Consider the following 24,670-nt stretch of genomic DNA (forward strand, 5'->3'; position numbering starts at 1 on the left):
CTATAATGTGATAAATTTCACAAGCTTAACCGTGCTAACCAATGGATACCGCTTGCGTGCTTCCTAGTGTAAATCGTTCCCCTTCAATGTACCTCACTGGGGGGCTTACAAGTGTGATAGAGGGCACAAAGTTTGGATTTTTTTCTTCGCTTTTTTTCACTAAAGTTTCATTGGATGTGTGATCAGCCTCACAGTACGCTGTGCTGTTCTTCTTTAGGATGGTTGAGAGAACAGCAGCGTCCGCAGCGATGAAGCGGATGCTTGAGTCAGGAGGGAATACATGCAGCCTGCGATCAAGGAAAGGGATTATGGAGTAAATCCATTCATAGTTATCTGGGAGGTGACCAGGGCTTGCGCTTTGCAATGCTTGCACTGCCGCGCGGAGGCGCAATTCAAGCCAGATCCGCGGCAGCTCTCGTTCGAGGAGGGGAAGAGGCTGATCGACGATATCGCGACGATGGAGAACCCGCTCTTCGTATTTACGGGCGGCGATCCGTTGATGCGGCCGGATCTGTTCGAGTTGGCCCGTTATGCCATCGATGAGAAGAAGCTGTCCGTATCGATGACGCCAAGCGCGACACCCAAGGTAACGCGCAAAGCGATTCAGCAGGCCAAGGATGTCGGTTTATCCCGCTGGGCGTTCAGCCTCGATGGATCCAGCGCGGATATTCATGATCATTTTCGCGGGACGAAGGGGTCGTATGCGCTCACCATGAAAGGCATTCAATATTTGCAGGAGCTGGGCATTCCGATCCAGGTTAATACGACCGTGTCGAACTATAATCTGCATGATCTGGAGAAGATCTCGGAGAAGGTGAAGGAGATGGGGGCCGTGCTGTGGAGTGTCTTCTTTCTTGTCCCTACTGGCAGAGGGATGGAGAAGGATATGATTTCTCCGCGGCAGCATGAGGAAGTGATGAAGTGGTTATGCCAGGTGCAGCAGCGGATGCCCTACGGGGTCAAAGCAACAGAGGCGCCCCATTATCGCAGAGTGTTTGTACAGGAGCAGCAGCGTTTGGGCGAGCAAGGGGATACGGGCATCGGGATCAAACGTACCGACCTCCTCGGTCGGGCGCATAAGGGAGTCAATGATGGCGACGGGTTCGTGTTCATCAGCCACACTGGCGATGTGTATCCGAGCGGCTTTCTTCCCGTTCGCTGCGGCAATGTCAGAGAGCAGCCGCTTCCGGATATTTATCGCCATTCTGCTGTGATGAAGGAGCTGCGCGACCGTTCTTTGTTAAAGGGCAAATGCGGCGATTGTGAATTCAAAGCGCTCTGCGGGGGCTCGCGGGCTCGGGCATATGCGCTGACAGGGGATTATCTGGAGAGCGATCCCTATTGTTCGTATGAACCGGGACACCCGGTGCTGCAGGTCAAATAATCGATTACAGGAGGTGGATTAAGGATGCCTTACAGAAAGCTATGGCTCATGCTGGCAGTCGTTTTTATCGGTTCCTTTGCCGTTCTGCTGTACTACGGCGGAGAGATTTATCAAGAGAAGCCTCCGATACCGGAGCGTATTGTGACAGATGCCGGAGAGGTTGTTTATACACGCCACGATATTGAGGACGGGCAAAATATTTGGCAGCGCATGGGAGGACAGGAGGTCGGAAGCATATGGGGGCACGGCTCCTATGTGGCGCCTGACTGGACAGCCGACTGGCTGCATCGTGAGCTTGTCTGGATACTGGACGCGTGGTCGAACGGGAAGTACAGCGCGAATTATGAGAGCCTGCCGATAGAGAAGCAGGCCGAATTGAAGGCACTGCTCAAGCAGGAAATACGGAGCAACACCTACAACAAGCAGACAAAGGAAATTGTAATCTCTGCGACTAGAGCGGAGGCTATCCATGCCCTCAGCGCCTATTACGATGGCGTATTCGGCGATGATCCTGCCATGGCGGCGTATCGCGAGGAGATTGCTCTGCCTTCCAATACGATTGCAAGCAAGGAGGATCGAGAGAAGCTGGCAGCCTTCTTCTTCTGGGCCTCATGGTCTACCTCAACGAATCGAGAGGGGGCGTCGATCACTTATACGAACAACTGGCCTGGAGAACCGCTTATTGACAACGAGCCTACAAGCTCATCGATTATATGGTCGCTGGTCAGTGTTATTCTGCTCATAGCCGGGGTAGGAGCTCTTGCGTGGCACTTCGCTGTTCAACGGGGGAAGGAAGGAGTGGACGAAGAGCATGGCGCTCCTCAGCAAGATCCGCTGCTAGCGATCAAGGCTACCCCTTCGATGCGGGCGACGCTCAAGTTTTTCTGGATCGTGACCGCTCTGATCGTTGTGCAGGTGGGCTTGGGCGCTCTGACTGCGCATTACGCGGTCGAAGGCAATAGCTTCTATGGCATTCCGCTGGCGGAGTGGTTTCCATATTCCGTTACACGGACATGGCATCAGCAGCTGGCTATTTTCTGGATCGCGACAGCATGGCTTGCAACCGGGTTATACATCGGGCCTGCTATATCAGGCCATGAGCCAAAGTATCAACGGTTCGGCGTGAATTTCCTGTTCACCTGTCTGCTGATTATCGTCGTTGGTTCCATGGTCGGCGAATGGGCGGCTGTCAAAGGGTATATTGGCAGTCTGTCCCATAATTTTTATTTTGGCCATCAAGGGTTCGAATATGTGGATCTCGGGAGGGCGTGGCAAATCTTCCTGACCATCGGACTGTTCCTCTGGTTCTTCTTGATGGCGAGAGCAATCTGGCCCGCACTGAAAAAGAAAAGCGAAAGCAGGCATCTGCTCTCCCTGTTCCTGATCGCATCGGTAGCCATTCCGGTGTTCTATATGCCGGGCTTGATGTGGGGACAGAATACGCATCTCTCCATATCGACTTATTGGCGCTGGTGGGTGGTGCATCTGTGGGTGGAAGGATTCTTCGAGGTGTTCGCAGCTGTCGTCATTGCATTCCTGTTCTCAAGAATGGGCTTGATTCGGGCAGCTACGGCAACGTCATCGGTTCTGTTCTCAACGATTATCTTCTTGTTCGGAGGTATTATCGGGACGTTTCACCATCTGTATTTTGCCGGAACGCCTGAAGGGGTGCTCGCTTTCGGCGCTGTGTTCAGTGCGTTGGAGGTTGTTCCGCTGCTGCTGATCGGATTCGAGGCCTATGAGAATTTGAGGCACAAGAAAGCGCGGCCGTGGGTCGATCGCTATAAGTGGCCGATCTATTTCTTCGTCGCCGTGTCGTTCTGGAATTTGCTCGGAGCAGGCGTCTTCGGATTTCTGATCAATCCGCCTATTGCGCTGTACTATATGCAGGGTCTCAATACAACGCCGCTTCATGCGCATACAGCTCTGTTCGGCGTATACGGAATGCTCGGAATCGGGCTAATGCTGTTCTGCCTGCGCGGCTTGTCCGGTCCAAGGCCATGGAAAACCAAGCTGCTGCGCTTCTCCTTCTGGTCTATGAACATCGGCCTGCTGCTCATGGGGGTAACGAGCCTGCTCCCGGTCGGTATTCTGCAAACGATCGCCAGCATGGAGCATGGGATGTGGTATGCGCGGTCAGCTGAGTTTCTCCATGAGAACGTCATGCAGAATCTGGTATGGTTCCGCGTTGTCGGTGACACGGTATTCGCCCTGGGGATTGTGGGGCTGGCATGGTTTATAATCGGGCTGAAGACAGGCAAGTCGTACCAGTCTCTGGAGAAATAATAGCTGCTCGCCATGGAAGCAGGCTGCGGGAGTGAACGGTTCATTGATGAAGGAGGCATGTCATGCGAACGATCTGGATCAGGCTGACCTTATTCTATTTGCTACTAACTGCGGCAACCGGCGTTCTAATGCGCATGCTGGCTTTTGTCCCGCTGCCGCAGCTTGATTATGGACATCTGCTGCATGCCCATTCCCATACGGCGTTATTAGGGTGGGGGTATATGGCACTGTTTCTGCTGGTCACTCGGCTGTTCCTTAATGATACGGAGCGCAGCAAGCCGCAGTTAAAGCTGTTGTTCTGGGCCACCCAGCTGGCGATAGCTGGCATGTTCGTCTCTTTCACGCTTCAAGGCTATGCCTTCTTCTCCATTGCCTTCTCGACCATTCATATTTTGCTGTCGTACTGGTTCGGCATTCTCGTCTGGAGACGGATGAAGCAGAGCAAGCCTGACAAGAGCGGCGGCGTCTCTGTACTGTATATGAAAGGCAGTCTGGCATGCATGGCTGTCTCCTCACTGGGGCCGTGGATGCTGGCTGTCCTGAGCGCCAATGATCTCAAAGGGAGCGCATTGTACGATGCAGCCATCTATTTCTATTTGCATTTTCAATACAATGGCTGGTTTACGTTAGGCCTCATCGCTATTCTGTTGCGGCTGCTGGAGCAGCAGCGGATAGACTACTCCGTCAAGCTCGCCCGCTGGCAATTTGCGCTCTATGCGGCTTCCATGGCGCCTTCTTTTCTGTTATCCATCCTGTGGCTGGATCTCCATCCACTATGGCATGCCGCCGCTGCAGCCGGTGCAATATTGCAAGGGGCAGCTGTTGCTATCCTGCTCGTTATTATATGGCGGGCAAGATCGCCATTCCCGGCGCTGTTCCAAGGGTGGGGAGGCATATTCACAGTCCTTGCTTGCCTTGCCCTGTTATTAAAAGCAACGATGGAAATAGGTACCGTTGTACCGGGATTGTCGGAGCTGATCTATACGTCACGTGATGTTGTCATTGGTTATTTGCATCTTACGCTGCTCGGATTTGTCAGCTTTCTATGCTTGGCGTTCTTCCTTCAGCAAGGCTGGCTGCGGGGGCAGGGCAAGGGGGAGCGGCTAGGCTATATGTGCTTTGTCACAGGGTTTATCGTTAATGAGCTGGTCTTGTTCCTGAACGGGTTGCTTGGATGGACGAATGGCGGAAGAGTAAGTTATGAGAATGAGCTGCTGCTGATCGCAAGCGGTGCAATGGCGGGCGGCATATTGCTCGTTATGATCACAATTCGGCGGAGAGTCGATGCATGAGGAAAGGATGGCGCTGTTGCAAATGGACAAACCAACGAGAAGAATCGTCGTAATCGGAGGAGGCATAACCGGCCTTAGCGCGGCTTATTATACGATGAAGCGGTGCGAGGAGCTGCAAATCCCTGTAGATATTACACTGATCGAGAAGGAACGCGAGCTTGGCGGAAGAATCAATACGCTGCATCGCAGCGGCTATATGATTGAAAAGGGGCCAGATTCCTTCCTTGCGAGAAAGCTGCCGATGATTGACTTGTCCAGGGAGCTTGGACTGGAGGATGAGCTGGCGGCAACGAATCCGCAGGCCAGAACGAATTATATTCTGCACAAAGGAAAGCTCCAGCCGATGCCGCTCGGTCTTGTCCTCGGCATTCCGACAAAGGTGACGCCATTCCTCAAGACAGGGCTCCTGTCACCGCTTGGCAAGCTGCGGGCGGCAATGGACCTGCTGCTGCCTGCCGGGAAGGGGATGGGGGATGAAGCGCTAGGCAGCTTTATTAAGCGGAGGCTGGGGAAAGAGGTGCTGGCCAATATTACCGAGCCGCTGCTGGCCGGCATATATGCGGGAGAAACGCAAAATCTGAGCCTGCAAGCCACCTTCCCGCAATTCAAGCAGATGGAAGAGAAGCATCGCAGTCTCATATTGGGGATGCTGGCTGGCAGCAAGCTTCCGCCGCCGCAATCGGGCGGACTGCCCGAGATCGCCCGGCACAGCATGTTTCTCTCTTATAAGGGCGGGCTCATGACCTTGGTGAATCGCCTCCGGGAGGCACTTGCCTCCGTTCGCATTATTGAAGGACACGGTGTGGAGAGAATGGAAGGATGGGATGGCAGATATGAGCTGATCATGAATCAAGGACAGCGGCTGCAAGGGGACGGAATCATTATGGCGCTGCCGAGCTTCGCTGCCGCCAAGCTTCTCCCGGAACTTCCGGCATCCTCATGGCTGGAGCAGATCCCTTATATCTCTGTGGCCAATATTGCGCTGGCATACAGGAGAGAGGAGGTTCCGTTCCCGCTGAACGGCTCCGGATTCGTTGTGCCGCGCCGGGAAGCGCGGATGATGACCGCCTGTACATGGTCTTCTTCCAAATGGCCTCATGCAGCGCCAGCCGATGGCATCCTGCTGCGAACCTATATCGGTCGTTCGGGCTCGCAGGACTGGCTGCAATTAAGCGATACAGAGCTTATCGCTGCTGTCCGCAGAGATCTGCGCGATCTGATGGGAATTACATCAGAGCCCTGCTTCTATGAAATTACCCGCTGTGTGAGGTCAATGCCGCAGTACGGTGTCGGCCATCTGGAACGATTGCAGGAGGCGAGGACGCAATTGAAGAGCAAGCGGCCCGGGGTGTTGATCTGTGGAGCCGGATATGATGGAGTCGGATTGCCCGACTGCGTTCAGCAGGGCAAGAGAGCCGCTGTAGAGATGGCCGCTTATATGAGCCTCATGCCGACAATCTGAGTGAACGGCTGCGGCGGTATTATTGATCCAGCCAGCAGCGCCCAAGTGCCCGGCAATCCAGCGGAGCTTGGGCATTTTTGTTGTGGATCGGCAAGCAGGTATGATAACATATTGGAGGCAATTCCCGATTGTTGAAGAAAGTTGAGGACTCGTCATCCATGGAAATCTACCAGTTATTGACCAGTTTCGTCATTATTCTGAACCTTGTTTTTGCTTCTGCTGTCGTATTCCTGGAGAGAAGAGATATTGGCACGACATGGGCGTGGCTTCTCGTCCTGTTCTTTATCCCTCTTTTTGGTTTTGTCGTGTACTTGCTGTTTGCGCAAAATTTAACCAGGTCCAAGCTCTTCAAGTGGGAGATATTCAGAAAGAGCGCAATCAGCAGATTGTCGGAGACGCAGAACAGCCTACTGTATGCGGGGAAATTCCATGCTGTCAATGAAGCAGGAGACAAGAATCTTGATCTTATCCATTTGCACGCGAACAATGATCACGCAGTTTATTCAGAGGATAATGAGGTTGATCTGATCATTAAGGGCAGAGAGAAGTTCGACCGCCTCCTGAAGGATATTCGGGAAGCGCAGGAGCATATTCATGTTCAATATTATATTTTGAAGCGAGATGCAATAGGCAAGCAATTGCTGGCTGCTTTGACCGAGAGAGCGATGAATGGGGTTCAAGTGAAAATCCTCTATGATGAGATGGGTTCACGAACACTGACTCGCGGCTTTTTCAAAGCGTTCCGCGCCGCCGGAGGCGAGGTTGAAGCGTTCTTCCCATCCCGGTTCCGGCTGATTAACTTGAGGCTGAATTATAGAAATCACCGCAAGATGGTCATTATTGACGGGAAGATAGGGTATACCGGCGGATTTAATGTCGGAGATGAATATTTGGGGTTAAACAAGAAATTCGGCTATTGGCGCGATACGCATTTGAGAATTGTCGGGACGGCTGTATTTGCGCTGCAGACACGGTTCATATTGGATTGGAACCAAGCATCAGGCAACGATATCCGGTATAACTCGGACTTCTTTCCCCAGCCTGTGCCAGCAGGCAAGGTAGGCGTCCAGATCGTAACCAGCGGTCCGGATTCGGAGACGGAGAACATTAAGATCGGCTACATCAAAATGATTTTGTCGGCCAAGAAGACTGTATCTATCCAGACCCCGTATTTTATTCCGGATGCAAGTCTGCTGGATGCGCTGCGCATAGCATGCATGTCCGGTGTGGAAGTGAACCTGATGATACCGAACAAGCCGGATCACCCGTTCGTATACTGGGCGACTATGTCGCATGTCGGCGAAATGCTGAAGACCGGAGCCAGGGTTTATATCTATAACAAAGGCTTTATCCATGCGAAAACGATTGTCGTAGATGAGGAAATTGCATCGGTAGGGACAGCTAATATTGATGTTAGAAGCTTCAAGCTGAACTTCGAGGTGAACGCGTTTCTATACGACAAGGAGTTCTCAAGCAATATGGCGCGGATTTTCGAGCATGATATCAACGACAGCCGGCTGCTCACCTTGGAGCAATACGTGCACCGGTCCAGATGGATACGAATTAAGGAATCGATTTCGAGATTGCTTTCGCCGATACTGTGAAGATCTATAACCCGTATAACAAACAGGCTGTCCTTGCTGCAGATGGTAATTCTACAGCGGGGATAGCCTGTTCTTTTTAACCATAAATAACATTTGTTGTATGTGTTTCCTGATAGACCTATAATAGAAGGGTGCGAGCAATTGAACAGACGGTATGCAATAAACGATGTGAGAAGGAGGGGGGATTACCAGCGTAAAGTAAAATATGCGGTCGTATGATGAAAGATAATTTGGGGGGATTGTTGTGATTAATCGCTATAGACGCACTTCTTTGATCCTAGTCAGCTCGCTCATTGCGCTGCTGATCGGGAATAATATGATCTATTACTTTATTAGTAAAAACACGCTGGAAGAAAAAACTCTTAATGACATTAACAATGAATCCATCGTGCTGAACAAGATTCTTGAGAACTCACGAGAAGGGGCGAGATTTGTGGAAGCCCTTGTAGGAGAGAAGCTGCGATCTGATTCGATAGCGATACAATCACAAATTGACCCGGACATTAATCATGTAACAAACGAACAATTGGATGCGCTTTCAGAGAAATTGAATATAAAGGCCATTACACTGCTGACAAAAACAAAGGACGCTTCATTTCATCTCACGAAGTCTTCGCATCGCGAAGAAATCAATCTGGACACGAAGAGATGGGGGCTGTGGAACAAAGCCTTTCTCGAACTGTATGATCGGAAAAATGTAACCGCTTTGAACTGGGGGCAAAGTCTCCCTAATTACTGGACGGGGCCTTTTTCTATATCCGATACCAACGCGGAAGAGTTTTATAAATATGGTTATTACTATGACGGTACAACGAACTATTTGATCAATCCATTTGTTTCTGACAAGGTGTTTAAGGACTATGATAAATTGATTGGCATCAACTCTATTATTCATGATGTTACCTCCTCTAACAGAAGTGTTATAGAGGTTTCTGGTATTAATCCTGCAACTTTTGGTAAAGAGCAGATCGAAGTGGAGAACGGAACAGGTCAGAAATACACGTTAAGGTATTATATTCCTATTTTCTTCGGGTCTTACGAATACAAGAATGAGAAGCTGGACTCTGAATATATTCAAAAAGCCATCGATACAAAAGAACTCGTTAGTTACAAAGCCGAGCTGAATGGTAAAACAGTGCTCAAAGCGTTCATACCAGTATTCACCAATAAAATTGATGAGTTGGGGGTAATTACGGAGAATTCAGAAAAGGAGCTTGATAAAACCCTCAATTACTACGTTATGGCGATAACGATCGACTATCAAGCCATCCAAAGCCAGCTCAATCAGATTCTTTGGGAGCTCTTGCTTGTAGTCATTGTAATTACAGTTATTTGCATTATTTTGTTGGTTATGTTGAACAAATTCATTAGCAAAACGAAGGATCAGGCTGTTACGGAAACACAATCCGCTTATATTGATGAGATGAACAGTTTATTTACAAGTATTAGAGGCCAGCGGCATGACTTCTTGAATCATATCAGTACGATTAGCGCTCTTGTTGAGCTTGATAAAATAAAGGAATTAAAGGAATACACAGGAGAACTTGTTGAAGATGTATTGAAAATCAATGACATCATCAGCATTGGCCAGCCTGCAATAGCTGCGCTGGTTCAGAGTAAATCCGTATCTGCAGAAGTGAAAGATATTCAATTCACTTTTTCATTTACAACATTGAAGGAGTTTCCCGAAGGTGTACGTTCAGTTGATTGTGTTCGGGCGATTGGCAACCTGGTTGACAACGCATTCGATGAGGTAATGAAATTGCCTAAGGAAGAACGGATTGTGAAGCTTATTGGAGAAATAGAATCCGGCATACTTAAATTAAGTGTATATAATAAAGGAACAATCCATGATGCAATAATCGAAAAGATCTTTGAAGCTGGTATTAGTTCGAAGAATGCGCAGGAACACTCTGGCCTTGGTCTAGCCATTACATTGGATATCGTACGAAAATATAAAGGCAGCATCCGTATTGATAATTCAGACGGGGTAACTTTTGTTATCGAAATTCCAATCAACCAGTATGCAAAAGCGATATACTCAGCTTGACCCATATATTGGGTTTCTACCACCAAAAATATTATACTTTATTCATTGACATATAATAGGTGTGATATAGTATATTTATCTCAACAAGAAGAAACATCAAGGAGAGATAATTAATGCCAATACCAAAAAACAAAGGACTATCAAAAACGGCAACCATTTTCACCTTACTGTTAGGCATTTTTATGGGGGCATTGGATCATGGAATCGTCGGGCCGGCGCTTAGTTCCATCATTGATGATTACAGTTTAGAGACATCTTGGGGTGTGTGGAGTTTCACCGTTTATACATTATTATTCGCAGTAAGCATTCCGATTTTGGGTAAACTCTCTGACCGTTTCGGTCGGAAACAGACATTCATGTTCGGCATCACTATGTTCGCAGCAGGTTCGCTTATTGCAGCACTCGCGCCAAACTTCACCGTATTTCTGATAGGGAGAGGGGTGCAAGCGATAGGGACTGGGGGGATATTTCCAATCAGTGCAGCACAAATCGCTGTTTCTTATTCCCCTGAAAAGCGGGGACGTATGTTAGGCTTGATCGGCGTTGTATTCGGCGTAGGTACTATACTAGGACCGTTAGCGGGCGGCTTGATTGTATCTCATTTTGTATGGCAGGTCGTATTCCTGATTAACATTCCAATCTCTGTCGCTATCCTTATTCTTGCAGCCACGATAAAGCAAGAACAACAGTTGATACGTAAGGCAATAGATTCATTGGGAATCATTCTACTAACGGCAATTATCCTATCCCTCATGCTTGGCATTACCCTTAAGAGCTTCTGGATTATTCTAATCGGAATTTTACTTGTACCGCTCTTAATTCTAGTAGAAAAAAATCATGAAGATCCCATTATGAGGGTTACATATTTCACGAAATCAAATAAACTAACATTACTTATAGCTTCGATGATATCCGGTTTTGTAATGGCGACTGCGACGAATCTGATGCCTTACTTTGCAGAAAACGTGCTGAACCTTGACAAAGGAGCAGCTGGAATGAGTGTTGCTCCATTAGCAATTGCATCTATGGTTGCTTCGCTGATTGGGGGCATGATGGTAGATAAACTTGGAGCGAATAAAGTTCTCATAACCGGATTCCTTATTACATTAGCTGCAGCGGTTGTACTGAGCTTTGGAGTAGATAGTCTTACTATATTCTATCCTGTAATTATATTGATGGGATTTGGTATCGGTATCATTATCGGTGCTCCGCTAAACATTTTAATCCTGCAAGCAGTGGATAACAAAGAAACAGGTTCAGCTATTGGTTACCTTAGCCTGTTCCGTTCTCTTGGGTCAACGTTAGGGCCGACTACTGCGGGACTATGCTTGGTGATGTTTAATGATGGGTTCGAGAAAGTTTTCATGATCAGTGGCGTGATGTCTTTGGTGAGCTTAATTCTTATAGCTAGCTTCATCAAAGCCAAACCTGCAGCTGCAAAAGGCTAAGAGATTCTTGAGAACTCACGAGAAGGGGCGAGATTTGTGGAAGCGACATTTAACCCCATTAAATGGGGATTTGGCATTTGCAAATTTATGAGAAACGATGCGAATCAAGAAGACGGTAGCCTATACCGGGCTCCGTTATAATCCATTTGGGCTGCGTCGTGTCCTCCTCTAACTTTTTACGAAGGTGCCCGATGTACACCCGAATGTAGTGGTTATCTGATGGATTGTGATTGTCGCCCCATACCTGCTTGAGCAATTGACGCTGAGTCACGACTTTCCCAGCGTTGATCGCTAGAATTCTAAGCAGGTCATACTCCGTTGGCGTAAGCTTCATTCGCTCGCCTTTCATCTCGACGATTCGCTGTTCCAAATCTAAAACCAACTCGCCGATCCGAAGGATGGGATCTGTGACAGACTGTTGGGCATGCCGAAGGGCAACCCGGATTCGGGCAACAAGTTCTCCCATGGCGAACGGTTTCGTTACATAATCGTCGGCACCGTTGTCGAGTGCCGCAATTTTGTCTTCTTCTCTATCCTTGGCTGTCAGTACGATGATAGGCACGTCAGACCAGCTTCGAATTCGGTTCAATACTTCCATGCCGGTCATGTCCGGCAGTCCTAGATCGAGAATGATTAAATCTGGACAAACCGAGGAGGCCAGCTGCAATCCCTCTTCTCCCGTAGCTGCTTCTTCAGTGGCATATTGATGGGCCTGCAGGGTCACTGTCAGGAGCTTGCGAATTTGGGGCTCGTCATCGACAATCAAAATTGGTTTGTTGGCTTCATTCATACTCGTGATCCTCCATGGCTTGATTCATGTACGGTTGCCAGCTCGTTCGTCGCCGGAATTGGAAGTGTAATGGTTATGACGGTTCCCCGAGGCTCATTGCGCCGTCCCGCAATAGTGCCGCTATGAAGCTCCATAATACCTTTGCATATGGCCAGTCCCAGGCCAGTACCCGTTACATGTCTGGTGGCAGGCGAACGGTAAAATTTATCGAAAATGCGCTCGTACTCATCGTCGTCAAGCCCGATTCCTTGATCTGCAATAGCGATAGCAAGGCAGAGACCTTCAACAGAGACATTGATGTTGATTTCACTATGATCGGGACTGTATTTGATCGCATTGCTCAGCACATTAACCAATACCTGCTCAAGCAGAATCTCATCGCCCAATAACATTGGAACCTCCTCAGGCAGCTTCACCTGAATCCTTCTATGCTGTTGAAAATCCCTCACTTGTGCCAAAGCTACTCCTATCAGATCAACTGCATCGCACCAATTATGACGCAAACGCGGCATTCCGCTTTCCAGCTTCGCCATACTCAGCAGATTCATCACAAGGCGATTCATACGGAGCGCACCATCGCGAACGGTCATGAGCAATTCTTGCCGATCCTCCGGCGAGAAGAGATGGCCGCCTTCGATAAGCCCGGTTGCAGAGCCGATAATAGCGGCCAGCGGGGTACGCAGCTCATGCGAGACGGAATCTAAAATCGCTGTGCGAAGACGCTCCGATTCGATCGTCAATTGGGCCATTCTTGCTTCATCCGCTAGTTTAACGCGATCGATGGCACTGGCTGCCAGGCCGCAGATGGCTTCCAGCATTTGTTGTTGCTCGCTTGTTACTCCGTTTTCTAACTTTTCCACCTGTATGGCCAACACGCCGTGTACATGACTCTCGGTCCGCAGAGGCAAGTAGCAGCCAGGCGCTTCCCTTATGGTGCCGCTGCCATTGCCAATCGCTTCTCCATAATCGAATGCCAGCTTTGCCATCACCTTCTCCGCTTCGCCTTGCCCCCACTCGTTATGCATTCCTGAATGATGGGATAACACCAGCCGGTGTTTGTTATCCGGCAAGTAGATCGCGATTTCGGTACCGATGATTTGCGCGACATGATTGGATACATTCTCGAGCAAGGAGTGGATGTCATTCATGTCGCTCATCTGTTTGCTCAGCTCATAAAGCGCGGCCGTGTGTGCTTCTCTTTGCTTGGAATAAAGCAGCTGCCGCTTCAGCCGTTCAGCCAGGTGGGCGGTTAATATGGCTACTGCCAAGTAGACACCGAAAGAAATCAGATAGCGCAAGTCAGAGACAATAAAACTCAGAACGGGAGAAACAAAGAAAAAGTCAAACGACAGCGCCCCGAGAACAGCTGTGTAAATAGCGGATCGCATGCCCCACAAGACGGCGCTTAACAAAACGGGCAATAGAAAGAGAAGCGCTATGTTCACCAGGTCCAGGGCAAGTCCGATCGCATACATCGATGCCGTCATAGCGGCGATGAGCAGCGTGATCCCCCAATACGGAGCCCACTTCAGACCTATGAGCCTCAACTTTCGCATGTTATCCGCACCTCGTTAATTGGTTTGAAGTTTCTTCTTTAATGTAAACGAATCAGGCGTAAAAAAGATATAAAAGAAAATGGTGCCCGGCGTAAAAATCATATAAATACTGCGCAATATCGTGAAATATGAAGTGTCATTAAGGAAAGTCAAGGTTTGATCACATTAACATTTGAAATCGGTTTTAAAGCTTCATTTTTGATCAAATTTTCAGGAGCATTCATTTTACAGTGATGTCCTCCAGAAGTAAGATACATTCAGCGAATCGAGCTGTAATTCGATTCCAACCCCATTCGAAACGGTGCGAAATCGGGGGGAACCGGCGATTGTATGAGAGCAAGACGTCCGGAAAATAATCGTTGGAGGAATGTCGAGATGATGGAGGTTTGGATGGTACTGGCGCTTGCGGCATCCTTTTCACTGGCAGCCGGATTTCTCATCTGGTGCGGGAAAACGGTAGAAGACGGGGAGGCGTAGGAAAATGACGATTATTTTAATCTTTACAGGCGCAGTGTTTGTCTACTTGATTTATGCCTTGCTGCATCCGGAAAAGTTCTGACTGATTATTTGCAGCCGCTTATTGCCAAGGAGGAACGGAAATGGACATCTTGCAAATCGTGATCGTAATCGGTGTCTTGGTGCTGATCGCCAAGCCGCTTGGAAATGTTCTGTATCATGTTTTCTCGAACGAACCCAATCGGACGGACCACGTGTTCGGATGGCTGGAGAGGCCGATTTACGCATTAATCGGGTTGAAACAACGAGGTGGCATGAGTTGGAAACGGTATGCGCTCAGCTTTGTTGTTACGAACTTGATGCTTGTGGCGATCGGCTACATCCTGCTGCGGATGCAAAGCGGTTTGCCGCTGAATCCGAACGATATCGGCAGTATGGAGCCAACGCTGGCATTCAATACGATCATTAGCTTCATGACGAATACCAACTTGCAGCATTACAGCGGAGAGACGGGATTGACCTATTTCGCTCAAATGGCCGTCATCACTATGATGATGTTCACATCTGCGGCAAGCGGCTTCTCGGTTGCGGCAGCTTTCGTTCGTGGTGTCACCAGTAAGGGGAAGACGATAGGCAATTTTTTTGAAGACTTTGTTAAGGCCCATACCCGGGTGTTTCTGCCTCTTGCGACGATTGTTGCGCTGGTGCTCGTAGCGCTTCAGGTGCCGCAAACTCTTGATCCAACCTTGTCCTTAACCACTTTGCAAGGCGCAACACAGCAAATCGCGATCGGACCTGTCGCTTCATTGGAGTCTATTAAGCATTTGGGGACGAATGGAGGGGGATTCTTCGGTGTCAATTCAGCTCATCCCTTCGAAAATCCTAATCCGCTGACAAACGTCATCCAGATTCTGTCGATGTGGGCGCTGCCAGCATCGCTGCCATTCATGTACGGAAGATTTGCGAACAACCGCAAGCAGGGCTGGGTTATTTTTGCGACTATGATGGCCTTGTTCCTCGTGTTCCTGACAGTTGCCTATACGGCAGAGAAGAGCGGCAATCCGCTATTAAACGATGTAGGGATCGATGCTTCGCAAGGCAGTATGGAAGGAAAAGAGGTTCGATTCGGCATCGCCCAATCCGCTTTGTTTACAACCGTGACGACAGCGGCTACGACCGGATCGGTCAATAATATGCACGATACGTTGACGCCTCTCGGAGGCCTGGTACCGCTGGCAGAGATGATGCTGAATGTCGTATTTGGCGGCAAGGGCGTAGGGTTGATCAATATGCTCATGTATGCCATTCTCGCCGTTTTCATTTGCGGTCTAATGGTGGGCAGAACGCCGGAGTTTCTTGGCCGCAAGATCGAGCCGCACGAGATGAAGCTGATTGCGATTGCGATACTGGCTCATCCATTTATTATATTAGTCCCGACCGCGGCTGCTTTCGTAACCGAGCTTGGCATGGGTTCCCTCTCGAATTCCGGCTTCCACGGGATCACGCAAGCGCTGTACGAATATGCATCCTCAGCCGCCAATAATGGATCAGGCTTTGAGGGACTTGCCGACAACACGCCGTTCTGGAATATAACGACCGGGCTAGTCATGTTTGTCGGGCGCTATATTTCCATCATTGCCATGCTGGCCGTAGCCGGTTCGCTGACGCGCAAGCAATGGGTTCCAGAAACCATCGGGACGTTCCGTACGGACAACGCATTGTTTGTGTTCTTGCTCATCGGAACCGTCATACTAATCGGAGCGCTGACGTTCTTGCCGGTCATTGTGCTGGGTCCGATTGCAGAACATTTGACGATCCGCTAATTAAGAAGAGAGGGATTGCTGCCATGAATGAAAAACGAAATAAAAGCTTATTCTCCGGTCCGCTTGTCGCTCAAGCTCTGAAAGCGAGTGTTGTGAAGCTGAGCCCGGCAGCGATGGTAAAAAATCCAGTGATGTTCGTCGTTGAGATCAGCGCGTTCGTTGTGCTGCTGATGACATTATTCCCAGGTTACTTTAACGCAGAGGACAGTTTGGGCTTTAACCTGACGGTATTCCTCATTCTGCTATTTACCGTATTATTCGCCAACTTTGCCGAAGCGCTGGCGGAAGGCCGAGGCAAAGCGCAAGCCGATACTCTGAAGCGAACCAAAGGGGAAAGTATGGCAAATAAAATAGTCGGCAGCGGAATAAGAACCGTTCCTTCGAACGAGCTGCGCAAAGGAGATATCGTCGTCGTCTCGCAAGGCGAGATGATTCCCGGCGACGGCGAAGTGATCGAGGGGCTGGCTTCCGTTGACGAATCCGCTATTACAGGAGAGTCGGCCCCGGTAATAAAAGAGGCGGGAGGCGATTTCAGCTCCGTGACGGGTGGCACCCGCGTGATCAGCGACCGGATTAAAGTGAAAATTGCTAGCGATCCCGGCGAAACGTTTATTGACCGCATGATCGCACTTGTTGAAGGCGCCGAGCGGCAAAAAACGCCGAACGAAATCGCGCTTAACACGCTGTTAATAAGCCTGACGATCATATTCCTAATCGTCGTCGTGACACTGCGGCCGATCGCGACATATGTCGGCGTGGACCTGGAAATACCCGTACTCATCACGCTGCTCGTCTGTTTGATCCCGACCACGATCGGGGGGCTGCTGTCCGCTATCGGCATTGCCGGCATGGACAGAGTTACGCAGTTCAATGTGCTGGCCATGTCAGGCAAGGCGGTCGAGGCAGCCGGCGATATTAACACGATGATTTTGGACAAAACGGGAACCATCACTTACGGGAACCGGATGGCTAGCGACATTGTTCCGATTGGGGGAGCCAGCCTGGATGAAACGGCCGTATGGGCTGCGATCTCCTCTATTCAAGATGAGACGCCGGAGGGCCGTTCCGTCATCGAGTGGATGAAGCATAACAGCAAAGCATATGATGCGACGCTTGGCGATGGCGGCAGTTTTGTCGAATTCAAAGCGGAAACACGGATGAGCGGCATTGATCTAAAAGATGGACGCCAAGTGCGCAAAGGTGCGGTAGACTCCGTCCGGAAATGGGTTATCGCGCAAGGCGGAGCGATTCCGCAGGATTTGGAAGGACAAGCAGACCGAATAGCTTCTGAAGGCGGGACGCCGCTTGCGGTGGCGGTGGGCAACCGGGTGTTCGGCGTTATCTATTTAAAGGATACGGTAAAGCCTGGCATGCGCGAGCGTTTTGGCCAGCTTCGCGAGATGGGCATCAAAACCATCATGTGTACCGGCGACAATCCGCTGACCGCAGCGACCATTGCCAGAGAAGCAGGCGTTGATGATTTTATTGCGGAAAGCAAACCGGAGGATAAAATTGCCGTCATTCGGCGGGAGCAAGCGGAAGGCAAATTAGTCGCTATGACCGGAGACGGGACGAACGATGCGCCGGCATTAGCTCAGGCGGACGTAGGCCTGGCGATGAACAGCGGCACGATGGCCGCCAAGGAAGCTGCCAATATGGTCGATCTGGATTCCGATCCTTCCAAGATTATCGAGGTTGTAGCGATCGGAAAACAGCTGCTCATGACGCGCGGCGCATTGACCACCTTCAGTATCGCCAACGACATTGCCAAGTATTTCGCAATTATTCCGGCGATGTTCATGCTCGCGATTCCCGAGATGGAAGCTCTGAACATTATGAACCTCGGATCCCCGTTGTCGGCGGTACTCTCGGCACTTGTCTTTAATGCCATTATTATTCCGCTGCTTATTCCGCTGGCCATGAAAGGCGTTGCTTATCGGCCGATGCATGCCTCGCGCCTGCTGAGCCGCAATTTGCTAGTCTTTGGCCTTGGAGGGGTTATTGCTCCGTTCATTGGCATTAAAATCATCGATTTAATCGTTCACGTGTGGATCTGACGAAGGAATCGCGCTTCCCATACCAATCGGAAAGAAGGAAGAAGCCATGAGTACAATGGTTCATGAAGGACAAGAAACGAGGCCCAGGGGAGCAATATTATGGATCGCTTTACGCGCCGGAGTGTTGTTTACTGTTCTATGCGGGATCATCTATCCGCTCGTCAGTACGGGCCTGGCGCAGACTCTGTTCCCCGATCAGGCCAACGGGAGTTTGTTAAAAGATAAGGAAGGGAACGTGATTGGCTCCGAATTAATCGGGCAGTCCTTCAGTGGCGATCCCAGCTATTTCCACGGGCGAGTATCGAGCATTGATTACAAGGGGGAGGCATCCGGCTCCAACAACTACGCGCCTTCCAATTCCGCGCTGATCTCTCGCGTGCAAGCCTCTATCGCGCAATGGCAGCAGGATAATCCGGATGTGCCCATTCAGGAGCTGCCGATTGCTTTAATCACGAACTCGGGTTCGGGATTAGACCCTCATATCACGCCACAATCGGCGTTGGTTCAGATAGCGAGAATCAGTAAGCTTACGGGGATTTCAGCAGTAGAGTTGGAATCGCTCGTCAGCGAATTTACAGAGAGCCGCGACTTGGGAGTATTCGGCGAGAAACGGGTTAACGTCTTGAAGTTGAATCTGGTATTAAAAGAGAAATTGGAAAAGTAAGAAAAAGCCTTGTCCGATCAATGATTGCGAGTGCGCATGACATCAAGTGAGGGGAGGTGATTTTGATCCATTTTCGCCGGAAGACAGCGGTGGAAGTATTATGCTCCATATCCAGCCTGCATCGCGGCAGGCTCAATATCCTTATCGGGGCGGTTAGCGGTTCAGGAAAGACCTATCATATGCTTCGTGAAGGGCAGTCATTGCAAAAGCAGGGGATTGATGTCGTCATATGCGCGGTGTCCACCAGGCAGAGACCGGAGACGGTCGAGCAGATTGGAGATTTGGAACGGGTTCCGAGCATTCACTGGTTTGATAATGGCTTGAAGATGAAGGATTTAGATATAGATGCGCTAATTGAACGCAACCCCGAGGTTATTCTAGTCGATGAATTGGCGCATCGCAACCGGGAGGATGCACGATTCCCATCTAGATGGGATGACATTCAATGTCTTATCAGCCACGGTATTAGTGTTATCACGACCGTCAATGTCCATGAGCTAGAAGGCGCAACCGAGTTGGCCAAAATCTATGCGGGCATTGATACGAAAGATACAGTCCCGGCGAATGTGCTGGAGATGGCGGATGAAGTTCGGCTTATCGACGTTACACCGGAGACCATTCTTCAGCGGTATGCCGATGGCCATTTGCGGGGAAATCCGGGACAGTTCGTGTTTGAACGGGGCAATATAGGCATTTTGCGCGAATTGGCACTGCGCATAGTGGCAGAAGGCGTCAACGATTCATTAGACAAACATCGGGAGGAAGAGGGGCTCGCAGGTCCTTCTGGGGCGACCGAGCGTATTCTTGTATCGGCCCAATACCACTGGAATGGCTCCATCTATATCCGCCGCGGGCAACAGATTGCGAAGCGATTAGGCGGGGATCTGTTCGTCGTTGCCTTCGTCAATCGGAAGAAGCCGCTGACGAAGGAAGCGGATGCATTCAAACGCTCCATCGTGCAGATGGTCGATAAGGTGGGGGGAGCGTTTCAGGAGCTACCTTTCATATCGCGCCGGGCACTGCCAGGAAAGTTAGTCCGGTACGCGCTGGAACATAACGTCACGCGTATCGTAATGGGACATTCCAAGCAGTCGCGATGGCAGGAATTTCGGCAAGGATCTATTGTTAATGATATTTTGAAGAAAACAAAAAACATAGATATCTTTCTTGTCGCCGATCGGGCTGAATATGAAGGAGAACGCATCCTGCCCGCTAGAATCGCCACGCCTGCTGCCAGCGGCTTATATCGCAGGCTTACATCGCCTGAAGTGGAGCAGAAGATTGGCCAAATACGCAGAGGAAAATTTAAGGTGTATATTGGAGCTGCCCCTGGCGTAGGCAAGACATATACCATGCTGCGGGAAGGCAATTATTTGCTAAGGAAGGGGATCGACGTCGTCGTGGGACTTCTAGAAACGCATGGACGCCAGGAAACAGCGGATCAAGTCGGACAATTGTCGATCATCGAGCGGCTGACATTAGCTTATCGGGGAACGGAACTGGAGGAGATGGACACCGAGGCCATCATCCAGCGAAATCCGGAGGTGGTTCTGATCGACGAGCTGGCCCATACGAATATGCCTGGCAGCCATTACAAAAAGAGATACGAGGATGTACTGAAAATTCTCGATGCAGGCATTTCGGTGATCTCGACCGTTAATGTTCAGCATTTGGAAAGTCTTAATGATGCGGTTGAACAAATTGCAGGTGTTCGAGTCCGCGAAACGGTTCCGGATGCGATCTTGCGATTGGCTGACGAAGTGGAGCTTATCGATATGACGTCACAGGCGCTGCGGCAGCGGATGAGAGACGGAAAAGTCTATGCGATGGATAAAGTAGAGCAAGCTTTAGGCAACTTTTTCAAGACGGGAAACCTTATAGCCCTTCGCGAGCTCGCATTGCGAGAAATTGCAGACGATGTGGACGAACGCTTGGATTCTTGGGAGCGTCGATCTTCGCTTCGAGGCCCTTGGCGGAGGCAAGAGATGATCTTTGTCTGCGTGAACATCGGACCAAACGCGGAGCGTCTTATTCGCAGAGGATTCCGCATCGCTTATCGGTTGAAAGCGCCGTGGTCGGTTGCCTGCGTGTGCTGCAGCCGTCAGACAAATTGGAACGCGGAAGACAAAAAGAGGATGGATGCATTGGAAACATTAACGAATATACTAGGCGGCAAGTTCGAAGTGGTTACGGGAACAAAGCCGCGTGAGGTCGCTGAAGCACTCCGTTCCAAAGCGAAGGATTACCGGGCTTCCCAAATCATTATGGGCCAATCGAAGCGTTCATGGTGGCATCGTTTAAGATATGGCTCCGTAGTTTCTAGTCTGCTGCGTTTGGCACGTGACACGGATGTATTGGTTGTGGCTCATTATTGAATCGCAAGAGAAACCTGCTACCGTTCCCACTAAGCGAAACCTGCGAAACGGCATGTATTTGCTCGTTTCTGGCCCCATGAAGGTGAAATGCCTGCCAGCGTGCAGGTATTTCACCTTCGTTTCCCCTTATCGGCCGATTTCCTCTCACATTCATGCATGATCGCAGGAAATTTAACCATTTAGGCGTCGTGTAACCGAAATTCATGCATATTCGCAGGAATCTTACTGTCACGCTACCTGTAAACCATAGATTTGCGTTGTTCATTAGAATCGAAAAATCAAGGGGATCAACTTAAAAATCAATAATATTGATTATGAAGTGAATATCATTAATTAAATCTGTTTACAAATTGAATATATTGATTTATGATTTAAACAAAGAAAGGGGCGGAGTATGAAATATCCCATCATTACACAGTGTCCTGTATGCGACCATACGCTTCACGCCGTCAAACTGGAATGCGGACATTGCAGGACGACGATCGAGAACACGTTCGAATTATCAAAGCTTGCTCTTCTCTCGCCAGAACAGCTCCATTTTGTGATCACCTTTCTTGTGAACAGGGGCAACATAAAGGAAGTGGAGAAAGAGCTCGGCATATCTTACCCGACGGTGCGCGGCAAGCTTAATGATATCATTGCGGCCCTCGGATACGATACGCGGAAGAAGCCGGAGGTCGATGAGAAGAAGGTCATTTCCATGCTTCAGAATGGTGAAATCACCGCGGACGAAGCGGTCAAAATGTTGAAGGATGAATAAGGAGGAAGAATCCATGAAGGAAGAAATCAGCAAAGTGCTGTCCATGATGCAGGAAGGCAAAATTGATTCAGGCGAGGCTTCGGAGCTGATAGACGCGCTGAAAGTGAAGCAATCCTCTCAGACATCGCCAACCGTTCAGGTACTGGGGAAGCCCGACTATTCGAAGAAACTGTCATCGGCATCTGGAAGTTATTTAGACAAAACGTTGAAAATCCGGGTAGCAACCCAAGAAAACGATACTATCAACATCAATTTGCCGATTAAACTGCTGAAGGCTGTTCTTGGAGCGGGGCACAGCATCGCTTCCAATATTCCGCAGGCTGCGAAATATGTGAAGGATATCGATATCGACCTGCTGATCAATGCAATCGAGAACGAGCTTGACGGGCAAATCATTGACATCCGCTCCAGTGGAGAGACCGTCACCGTAGTGATCGAGTGATGGATCATGATAGTTGTGAAGGTTAAGAGCAAGGGGCATGCTGTTACGATTCCGATCCCTTATGTCGTATTGCGCATGGGGAGCGGTATCCTGACCTCTCATTTCGTCCAGCGCAAGATTAAGGATTGGCTGAACAAGCACGGCGGACATACGAACCGGGTTCGTGATTTCGAGTCGGACAGCAGCCGGTTCGGGATTGAACCGGTGCTGTTGATTCTCGATAACTGCGGCACAAAACAAGCGCTCAGGCAACTCGTCAAGGAGTTGCAGTATTGCAAAGGTACGGTTCTGGTCGATGTCCAGACTCAAGACGGTACGGAAGTGTTAATTAAATTGTAGGTCGCCAAAAGTTTGCGATTCTTCGTGTGAACAGTGGCACCATTTTGGCTAACCGCATGAAAATAATCATCAAATTTTCGCATAACCAAATTTAGTTCAGCGTACATTCTTCCTGATGCAAATGCGATTTCATACCCTTACAACGAGCCATAATGATGGCTTCTTGGTCACGGTTATTAATATTTTTCGTATGATCTAGTAAACTTCCATCTAAATCACTAACTAAGACAAAAGTTAATAAATGAACAAGAAAAACAACCCCATCCATACAATGGAATGGCCATTGAAAGTGGAATGGGACACAATGATGAGGAAAAAGCAAATGGATAACCGTTTGCTTTTTTCTTTATGGAACGACCCTATTGCGGATATTTCACGACTGGCCACTTGACCTTGCGTAGCGAGTTCATGAGTTCCGGCGACGCGTTGAGGTTGGACTGCACGAGCTGATGCGGCGTGAGTGCCATCCATTGGTTGAGAGAGACATCCTCGAACCGAGGCGCTTTGAACATTTCGAGGAACCAGACTGTGTCATTGCCCGTGTTCTGGACATAATGGCCCATCGCAAACGGAACGTAACCGACATCGCCGGCGCGATAATCGAATGTCCGTGCGATGCCGTTTCCTCCGAACACCGTCATGCGGGCCTGACCGGATAAGTAATACTGCCACTCGTCGTTATTTGGATGCCAGTGGAGCTCGCGCATCGCACCGGGCTTAATTTCGACGAGCGCCGCTGCAATCGTCTTAGCGATCGGAAAATTGCTGGAATCGGCGATACGGACGGTACCCCCAGGCGTGACGATAGGTTGCTGTGAAAGTAGTGAATGCTTAAACGAGAGCGGAATAGTGCCGTACGGCGACTGAACTTCCTGGCTCTCGATTGAGCCGGGTACTTGATCTTGATAAATGTACACTTGCCCGTTCGGGATGCCGGCGACAGCACTCTCCGGAATGCCGAAGTTCGCGGCGAGAACGTCCTTAGGAGTATGAGCGAACCAATCGGAGATCGACAAGGTGTTCAAGTCCGAGAAAGTCCCATCGTCGAAAACAAGCAGAAACTCACAACCGCCTTCCAGGGCTTGAATCGAATGCGGCAGCCCTGCGGGAAAATACCACAAGTCGCCCCGTTCAATGTCGGCGATGAAATTGCGCCCCTGCCAATCCACCGATGTGACACGAGCGGAGCCCCAAATCATGAACGCCCATTCTGCCTGCTGATGCCAGTGCAGCTCGCGCACGCCACCGGGTCGAAGGCTCATGTTGACGCCGGCCAGCGTCGTGGCGACCGGTAAGTCACGCACCGTGATTTCGCGTGACCAGCCCCCTTTGTTTAACTGCATATGAGTATCTGAAAACGACATTTTCAAGTTCGGCAGCAGGCCGTTATCCGTTGCGGGCGGTATGAGCATATTGATGTTTTCCCTGTCGCGCATCACATCGCGCGGACCGTAATCTGGCCCTCCAAAGCCGTCGGTGACCCTGTACGGTTGCGGTATAAAGGACGTTGGCGGTTTCATGTTGTGATCCTGAGCCATAATAGGAACCTCCTTCATGTATCTTTTGATGAAAGGCCAAAAGTTGGAGGGAGCTGCGCTATGCAGTTTAGCTTATGTTTCCGGTAACGCTTGATATTACTCCGCAGCCTTGCGGCAGGCGTAATGGGGCGGTGCGGGTGACCCCGAATAACAATTAGGCAGTAGGGCAATATAGTTTATATTGTATGTTTATGGTAAAAGGTTGGAAGGTGCTTATATCAAGCACTTACTTTTCATATCGATCGTTATTTGAGGGTTTGAGAGTGTTGAATCCGTGATCGGCTTGGGCTTCAAATTGTTGCTGGGCCTGCAACTGGGATTGCGCCTGTTGCTGAAGTTGCTCT

At 49.7% G+C, this 24,670-nt stretch carries 19 protein-coding genes; 15 read left to right on the forward strand and 4 right to left on the reverse strand.

The features are described from left to right. Positions 1-280: 280 nt before the first annotated feature. The 7 genes from K0T92_RS10865 (at position 281) to K0T92_RS10895 (ending at position 11,526) form a co-directional block, all read left to right on the forward strand. On the forward strand, positions 281-1,384 hold the full coding sequence (locus tag K0T92_RS10865) for a TIGR04053 family radical SAM/SPASM domain-containing protein (RefSeq protein WP_219872498.1): 1,104 nt from the start codon (positions 281-283) through the stop codon (positions 1,382-1,384). 24 nt (positions 1,385-1,408) lie between these two features. Then, a complete protein-coding gene (locus K0T92_RS10870) occupies positions 1,409-3,670 on the forward strand; it encodes a nitric-oxide reductase large subunit (RefSeq protein ID WP_219872499.1) in 2,262 nt (753 codons plus the stop codon). 62 nt (positions 3,671-3,732) lie between these two features. Next, complete coding sequence (locus K0T92_RS10875) at positions 3,733-4,962, forward strand: hypothetical protein (protein ID WP_219872500.1); 1,230 nt, start codon at positions 3,733-3,735, stop codon at positions 4,960-4,962. Positions 4,963-4,984: 22 nt separating this feature from the next. Next, positions 4,985-6,424, forward strand: coding sequence for a protoporphyrinogen oxidase (gene hemG, locus K0T92_RS10880; protein ID WP_219872501.1), 1,440 nt, complete (start codon positions 4,985-4,987; stop codon positions 6,422-6,424). A gap of 158 nt (positions 6,425-6,582) precedes the next feature. Continuing rightward, on the forward strand, positions 6,583-8,028 hold the full coding sequence (cls, locus tag K0T92_RS10885; protein WP_219872650.1) for a cardiolipin synthase: 1,446 nt from the start codon (positions 6,583-6,585) through the stop codon (positions 8,026-8,028). Positions 8,029-8,272: 244 nt separating this feature from the next. Beyond that, positions 8,273-10,078: a sensor histidine kinase gene (locus K0T92_RS25495; protein ID WP_219872502.1), complete on the forward strand. Its 1,806-nt coding sequence runs from the start codon at positions 8,273-8,275 to the stop codon at positions 10,076-10,078. 113 nt (positions 10,079-10,191) lie between these two features. Beyond that, positions 10,192-11,526 carry an MFS transporter gene (locus K0T92_RS10895; protein ID WP_219872503.1) on the forward strand — a complete coding sequence of 445 codons (1,335 nt, stop codon included), beginning with the start codon at positions 10,192-10,194 and terminating at the stop codon, positions 11,524-11,526. A gap of 85 nt (positions 11,527-11,611) precedes the next feature. Here the strand turns inward: K0T92_RS10895 and K0T92_RS10900 are convergent, their stop codons facing one another. Continuing rightward, positions 11,612-12,316 carry a response regulator gene (locus tag K0T92_RS10900; protein WP_219872504.1) on the reverse strand — a complete coding sequence of 235 codons (705 nt, stop codon included), beginning with the start codon at positions 12,314-12,316 and terminating at the stop codon, positions 11,612-11,614. Next, on the reverse strand, positions 12,313-13,872 hold the full coding sequence (locus tag K0T92_RS10905; RefSeq protein ID WP_219872505.1) for an ATP-binding protein: 1,560 nt from the start codon (positions 13,870-13,872) through the stop codon (positions 12,313-12,315). The genes K0T92_RS10900 and K0T92_RS10905 overlap by 4 nt, the downstream gene beginning before the upstream one ends. 481 nt (positions 13,873-14,353) lie before the next feature. On the opposite strand from K0T92_RS10905, the gene K0T92_RS25640 reads away from it, so the two are divergent. The 8 genes from K0T92_RS25640 (at position 14,354) to K0T92_RS10945 (ending at position 22,788) form a co-directional block, all read left to right on the forward strand. Next, positions 14,354-14,431 carry a potassium-transporting ATPase subunit F gene (locus tag K0T92_RS25640; protein WP_219872651.1) on the forward strand — a complete coding sequence of 26 codons (78 nt, stop codon included), beginning with the start codon at positions 14,354-14,356 and terminating at the stop codon, positions 14,429-14,431. Positions 14,432-14,471: 40 nt separating this feature from the next. Then, the gene (gene kdpA / locus K0T92_RS10915) at positions 14,472-16,151 is read left to right on the forward strand and encodes a potassium-transporting ATPase subunit KdpA (protein WP_219872506.1); all 1,680 of its coding nucleotides are present in this window, start codon (positions 14,472-14,474) and stop codon (positions 16,149-16,151) included. A 23-nt stretch (positions 16,152-16,174) separates the two neighbouring features. Continuing rightward, the gene (kdpB, locus tag K0T92_RS10920; protein WP_219872507.1) at positions 16,175-18,208 is read left to right on the forward strand and encodes a potassium-transporting ATPase subunit KdpB; all 2,034 of its coding nucleotides are present in this window, start codon (positions 16,175-16,177) and stop codon (positions 18,206-18,208) included. Positions 18,209-18,254: 46 nt separating this feature from the next. After that, the gene (gene kdpC / locus K0T92_RS10925) at positions 18,255-18,872 is read left to right on the forward strand and encodes a potassium-transporting ATPase subunit KdpC (protein ID WP_219872508.1); all 618 of its coding nucleotides are present in this window, start codon (positions 18,255-18,257) and stop codon (positions 18,870-18,872) included. Between the two features lie 62 nt (positions 18,873-18,934). Then, on the forward strand, positions 18,935-21,247 hold the full coding sequence (locus K0T92_RS10930) for a universal stress protein (protein ID WP_219872509.1): 2,313 nt from the start codon (positions 18,935-18,937) through the stop codon (positions 21,245-21,247). 394 nt (positions 21,248-21,641) lie between these two features. After that, entirely contained in the window at positions 21,642-22,007 is a 366-nt protein-coding gene (locus K0T92_RS10935; protein WP_219872510.1) for a DUF2089 domain-containing protein, read from the forward strand. Between the two features lie 13 nt (positions 22,008-22,020). Further along, entirely contained in the window at positions 22,021-22,449 is a 429-nt protein-coding gene (locus K0T92_RS10940; protein WP_219872511.1) for a hypothetical protein, read from the forward strand. A 6-nt stretch (positions 22,450-22,455) separates the two neighbouring features. Further along, a complete protein-coding gene (locus K0T92_RS10945; RefSeq protein ID WP_219872512.1) occupies positions 22,456-22,788 on the forward strand; it encodes a hypothetical protein in 333 nt (110 codons plus the stop codon). On the opposite strand, the gene K0T92_RS25645 is transcribed toward K0T92_RS10945, so the two are convergent. Both K0T92_RS25645 and K0T92_RS10955 read right to left on the reverse strand, forming a co-directional pair. Beyond that, complete coding sequence (locus K0T92_RS25645) at positions 22,755-22,895, reverse strand: hypothetical protein (RefSeq protein WP_219872513.1); 141 nt, start codon at positions 22,893-22,895, stop codon at positions 22,755-22,757. The genes K0T92_RS10945 and K0T92_RS25645 overlap by 34 nt on opposite strands. 252 nt (positions 22,896-23,147) lie before the next feature. Beyond that, positions 23,148-24,326, reverse strand: coding sequence for an oxalate decarboxylase family bicupin (locus K0T92_RS10955; protein WP_219872514.1), 1,179 nt, complete (start codon positions 24,324-24,326; stop codon positions 23,148-23,150). Positions 24,327-24,670 lie beyond the last annotated feature (344 nt).

Source organism: Paenibacillus oenotherae, assembly GCF_019443105.1.
GTDB lineage: Bacteria > Bacillota > Bacilli > Paenibacillales > Paenibacillaceae > Paenibacillus_Z > Paenibacillus_Z oenotherae.

Excerpts from the sequence above, each read along its gene's own strand:
- kdpC (WP_219872508.1), top strand. The coding sequence starts at position 18,255 with ATGAGTACAATGGTTCATGAAGGACAAGAAACGAGGCCCAGGGGAGCA.
- K0T92_RS10870 (WP_219872499.1), top strand. The coding sequence starts at position 1,409 with ATGCCTTACAGAAAGCTATGGCTCATGCTGGCAGTCGTTTTTATCGGT.
- K0T92_RS10935 (WP_219872510.1), top strand. The coding sequence starts at position 21,642 with ATGAAATATCCCATCATTACACAGTGTCCTGTATGCGACCATACGCTT.
- K0T92_RS10905 (WP_219872505.1), bottom strand. The coding sequence starts at position 13,872 with ATGCGAAAGTTGAGGCTCATAGGTCTGAAGTGGGCTCCGTATTGGGGG.
- K0T92_RS10940 (WP_219872511.1), top strand. The coding sequence starts at position 22,021 with ATGAAGGAAGAAATCAGCAAAGTGCTGTCCATGATGCAGGAAGGCAAA.
- hemG (WP_219872501.1), top strand. The coding sequence starts at position 4,985 with ATGGACAAACCAACGAGAAGAATCGTCGTAATCGGAGGAGGCATAACC.
- K0T92_RS25645 (WP_219872513.1), bottom strand. The coding sequence starts at position 22,895 with ATGTACGCTGAACTAAATTTGGTTATGCGAAAATTTGATGATTATTTT.
- K0T92_RS10945 (WP_219872512.1), top strand. The coding sequence starts at position 22,456 with ATGATAGTTGTGAAGGTTAAGAGCAAGGGGCATGCTGTTACGATTCCG.
- kdpB (WP_219872507.1), top strand. The coding sequence starts at position 16,175 with ATGAATGAAAAACGAAATAAAAGCTTATTCTCCGGTCCGCTTGTCGCT.
- K0T92_RS10955 (WP_219872514.1), bottom strand. The coding sequence starts at position 24,326 with ATGGCTCAGGATCACAACATGAAACCGCCAACGTCCTTTATACCGCAA.
- K0T92_RS10900 (WP_219872504.1), bottom strand. The coding sequence starts at position 12,316 with ATGAATGAAGCCAACAAACCAATTTTGATTGTCGATGACGAGCCCCAA.
- K0T92_RS10875 (WP_219872500.1), top strand. The coding sequence starts at position 3,733 with ATGCGAACGATCTGGATCAGGCTGACCTTATTCTATTTGCTACTAACT.
- cls (WP_219872650.1), top strand. The coding sequence starts at position 6,583 with ATGGAAATCTACCAGTTATTGACCAGTTTCGTCATTATTCTGAACCTT.
- K0T92_RS10895 (WP_219872503.1), top strand. The coding sequence starts at position 10,192 with ATGCCAATACCAAAAAACAAAGGACTATCAAAAACGGCAACCATTTTC.
- kdpA (WP_219872506.1), top strand. The coding sequence starts at position 14,472 with ATGGACATCTTGCAAATCGTGATCGTAATCGGTGTCTTGGTGCTGATC.
- K0T92_RS25640 (WP_219872651.1), top strand. The coding sequence starts at position 14,354 with ATGACGATTATTTTAATCTTTACAGGCGCAGTGTTTGTCTACTTGATT.
- K0T92_RS10865 (WP_219872498.1), top strand. The coding sequence starts at position 281 with ATGCAGCCTGCGATCAAGGAAAGGGATTATGGAGTAAATCCATTCATA.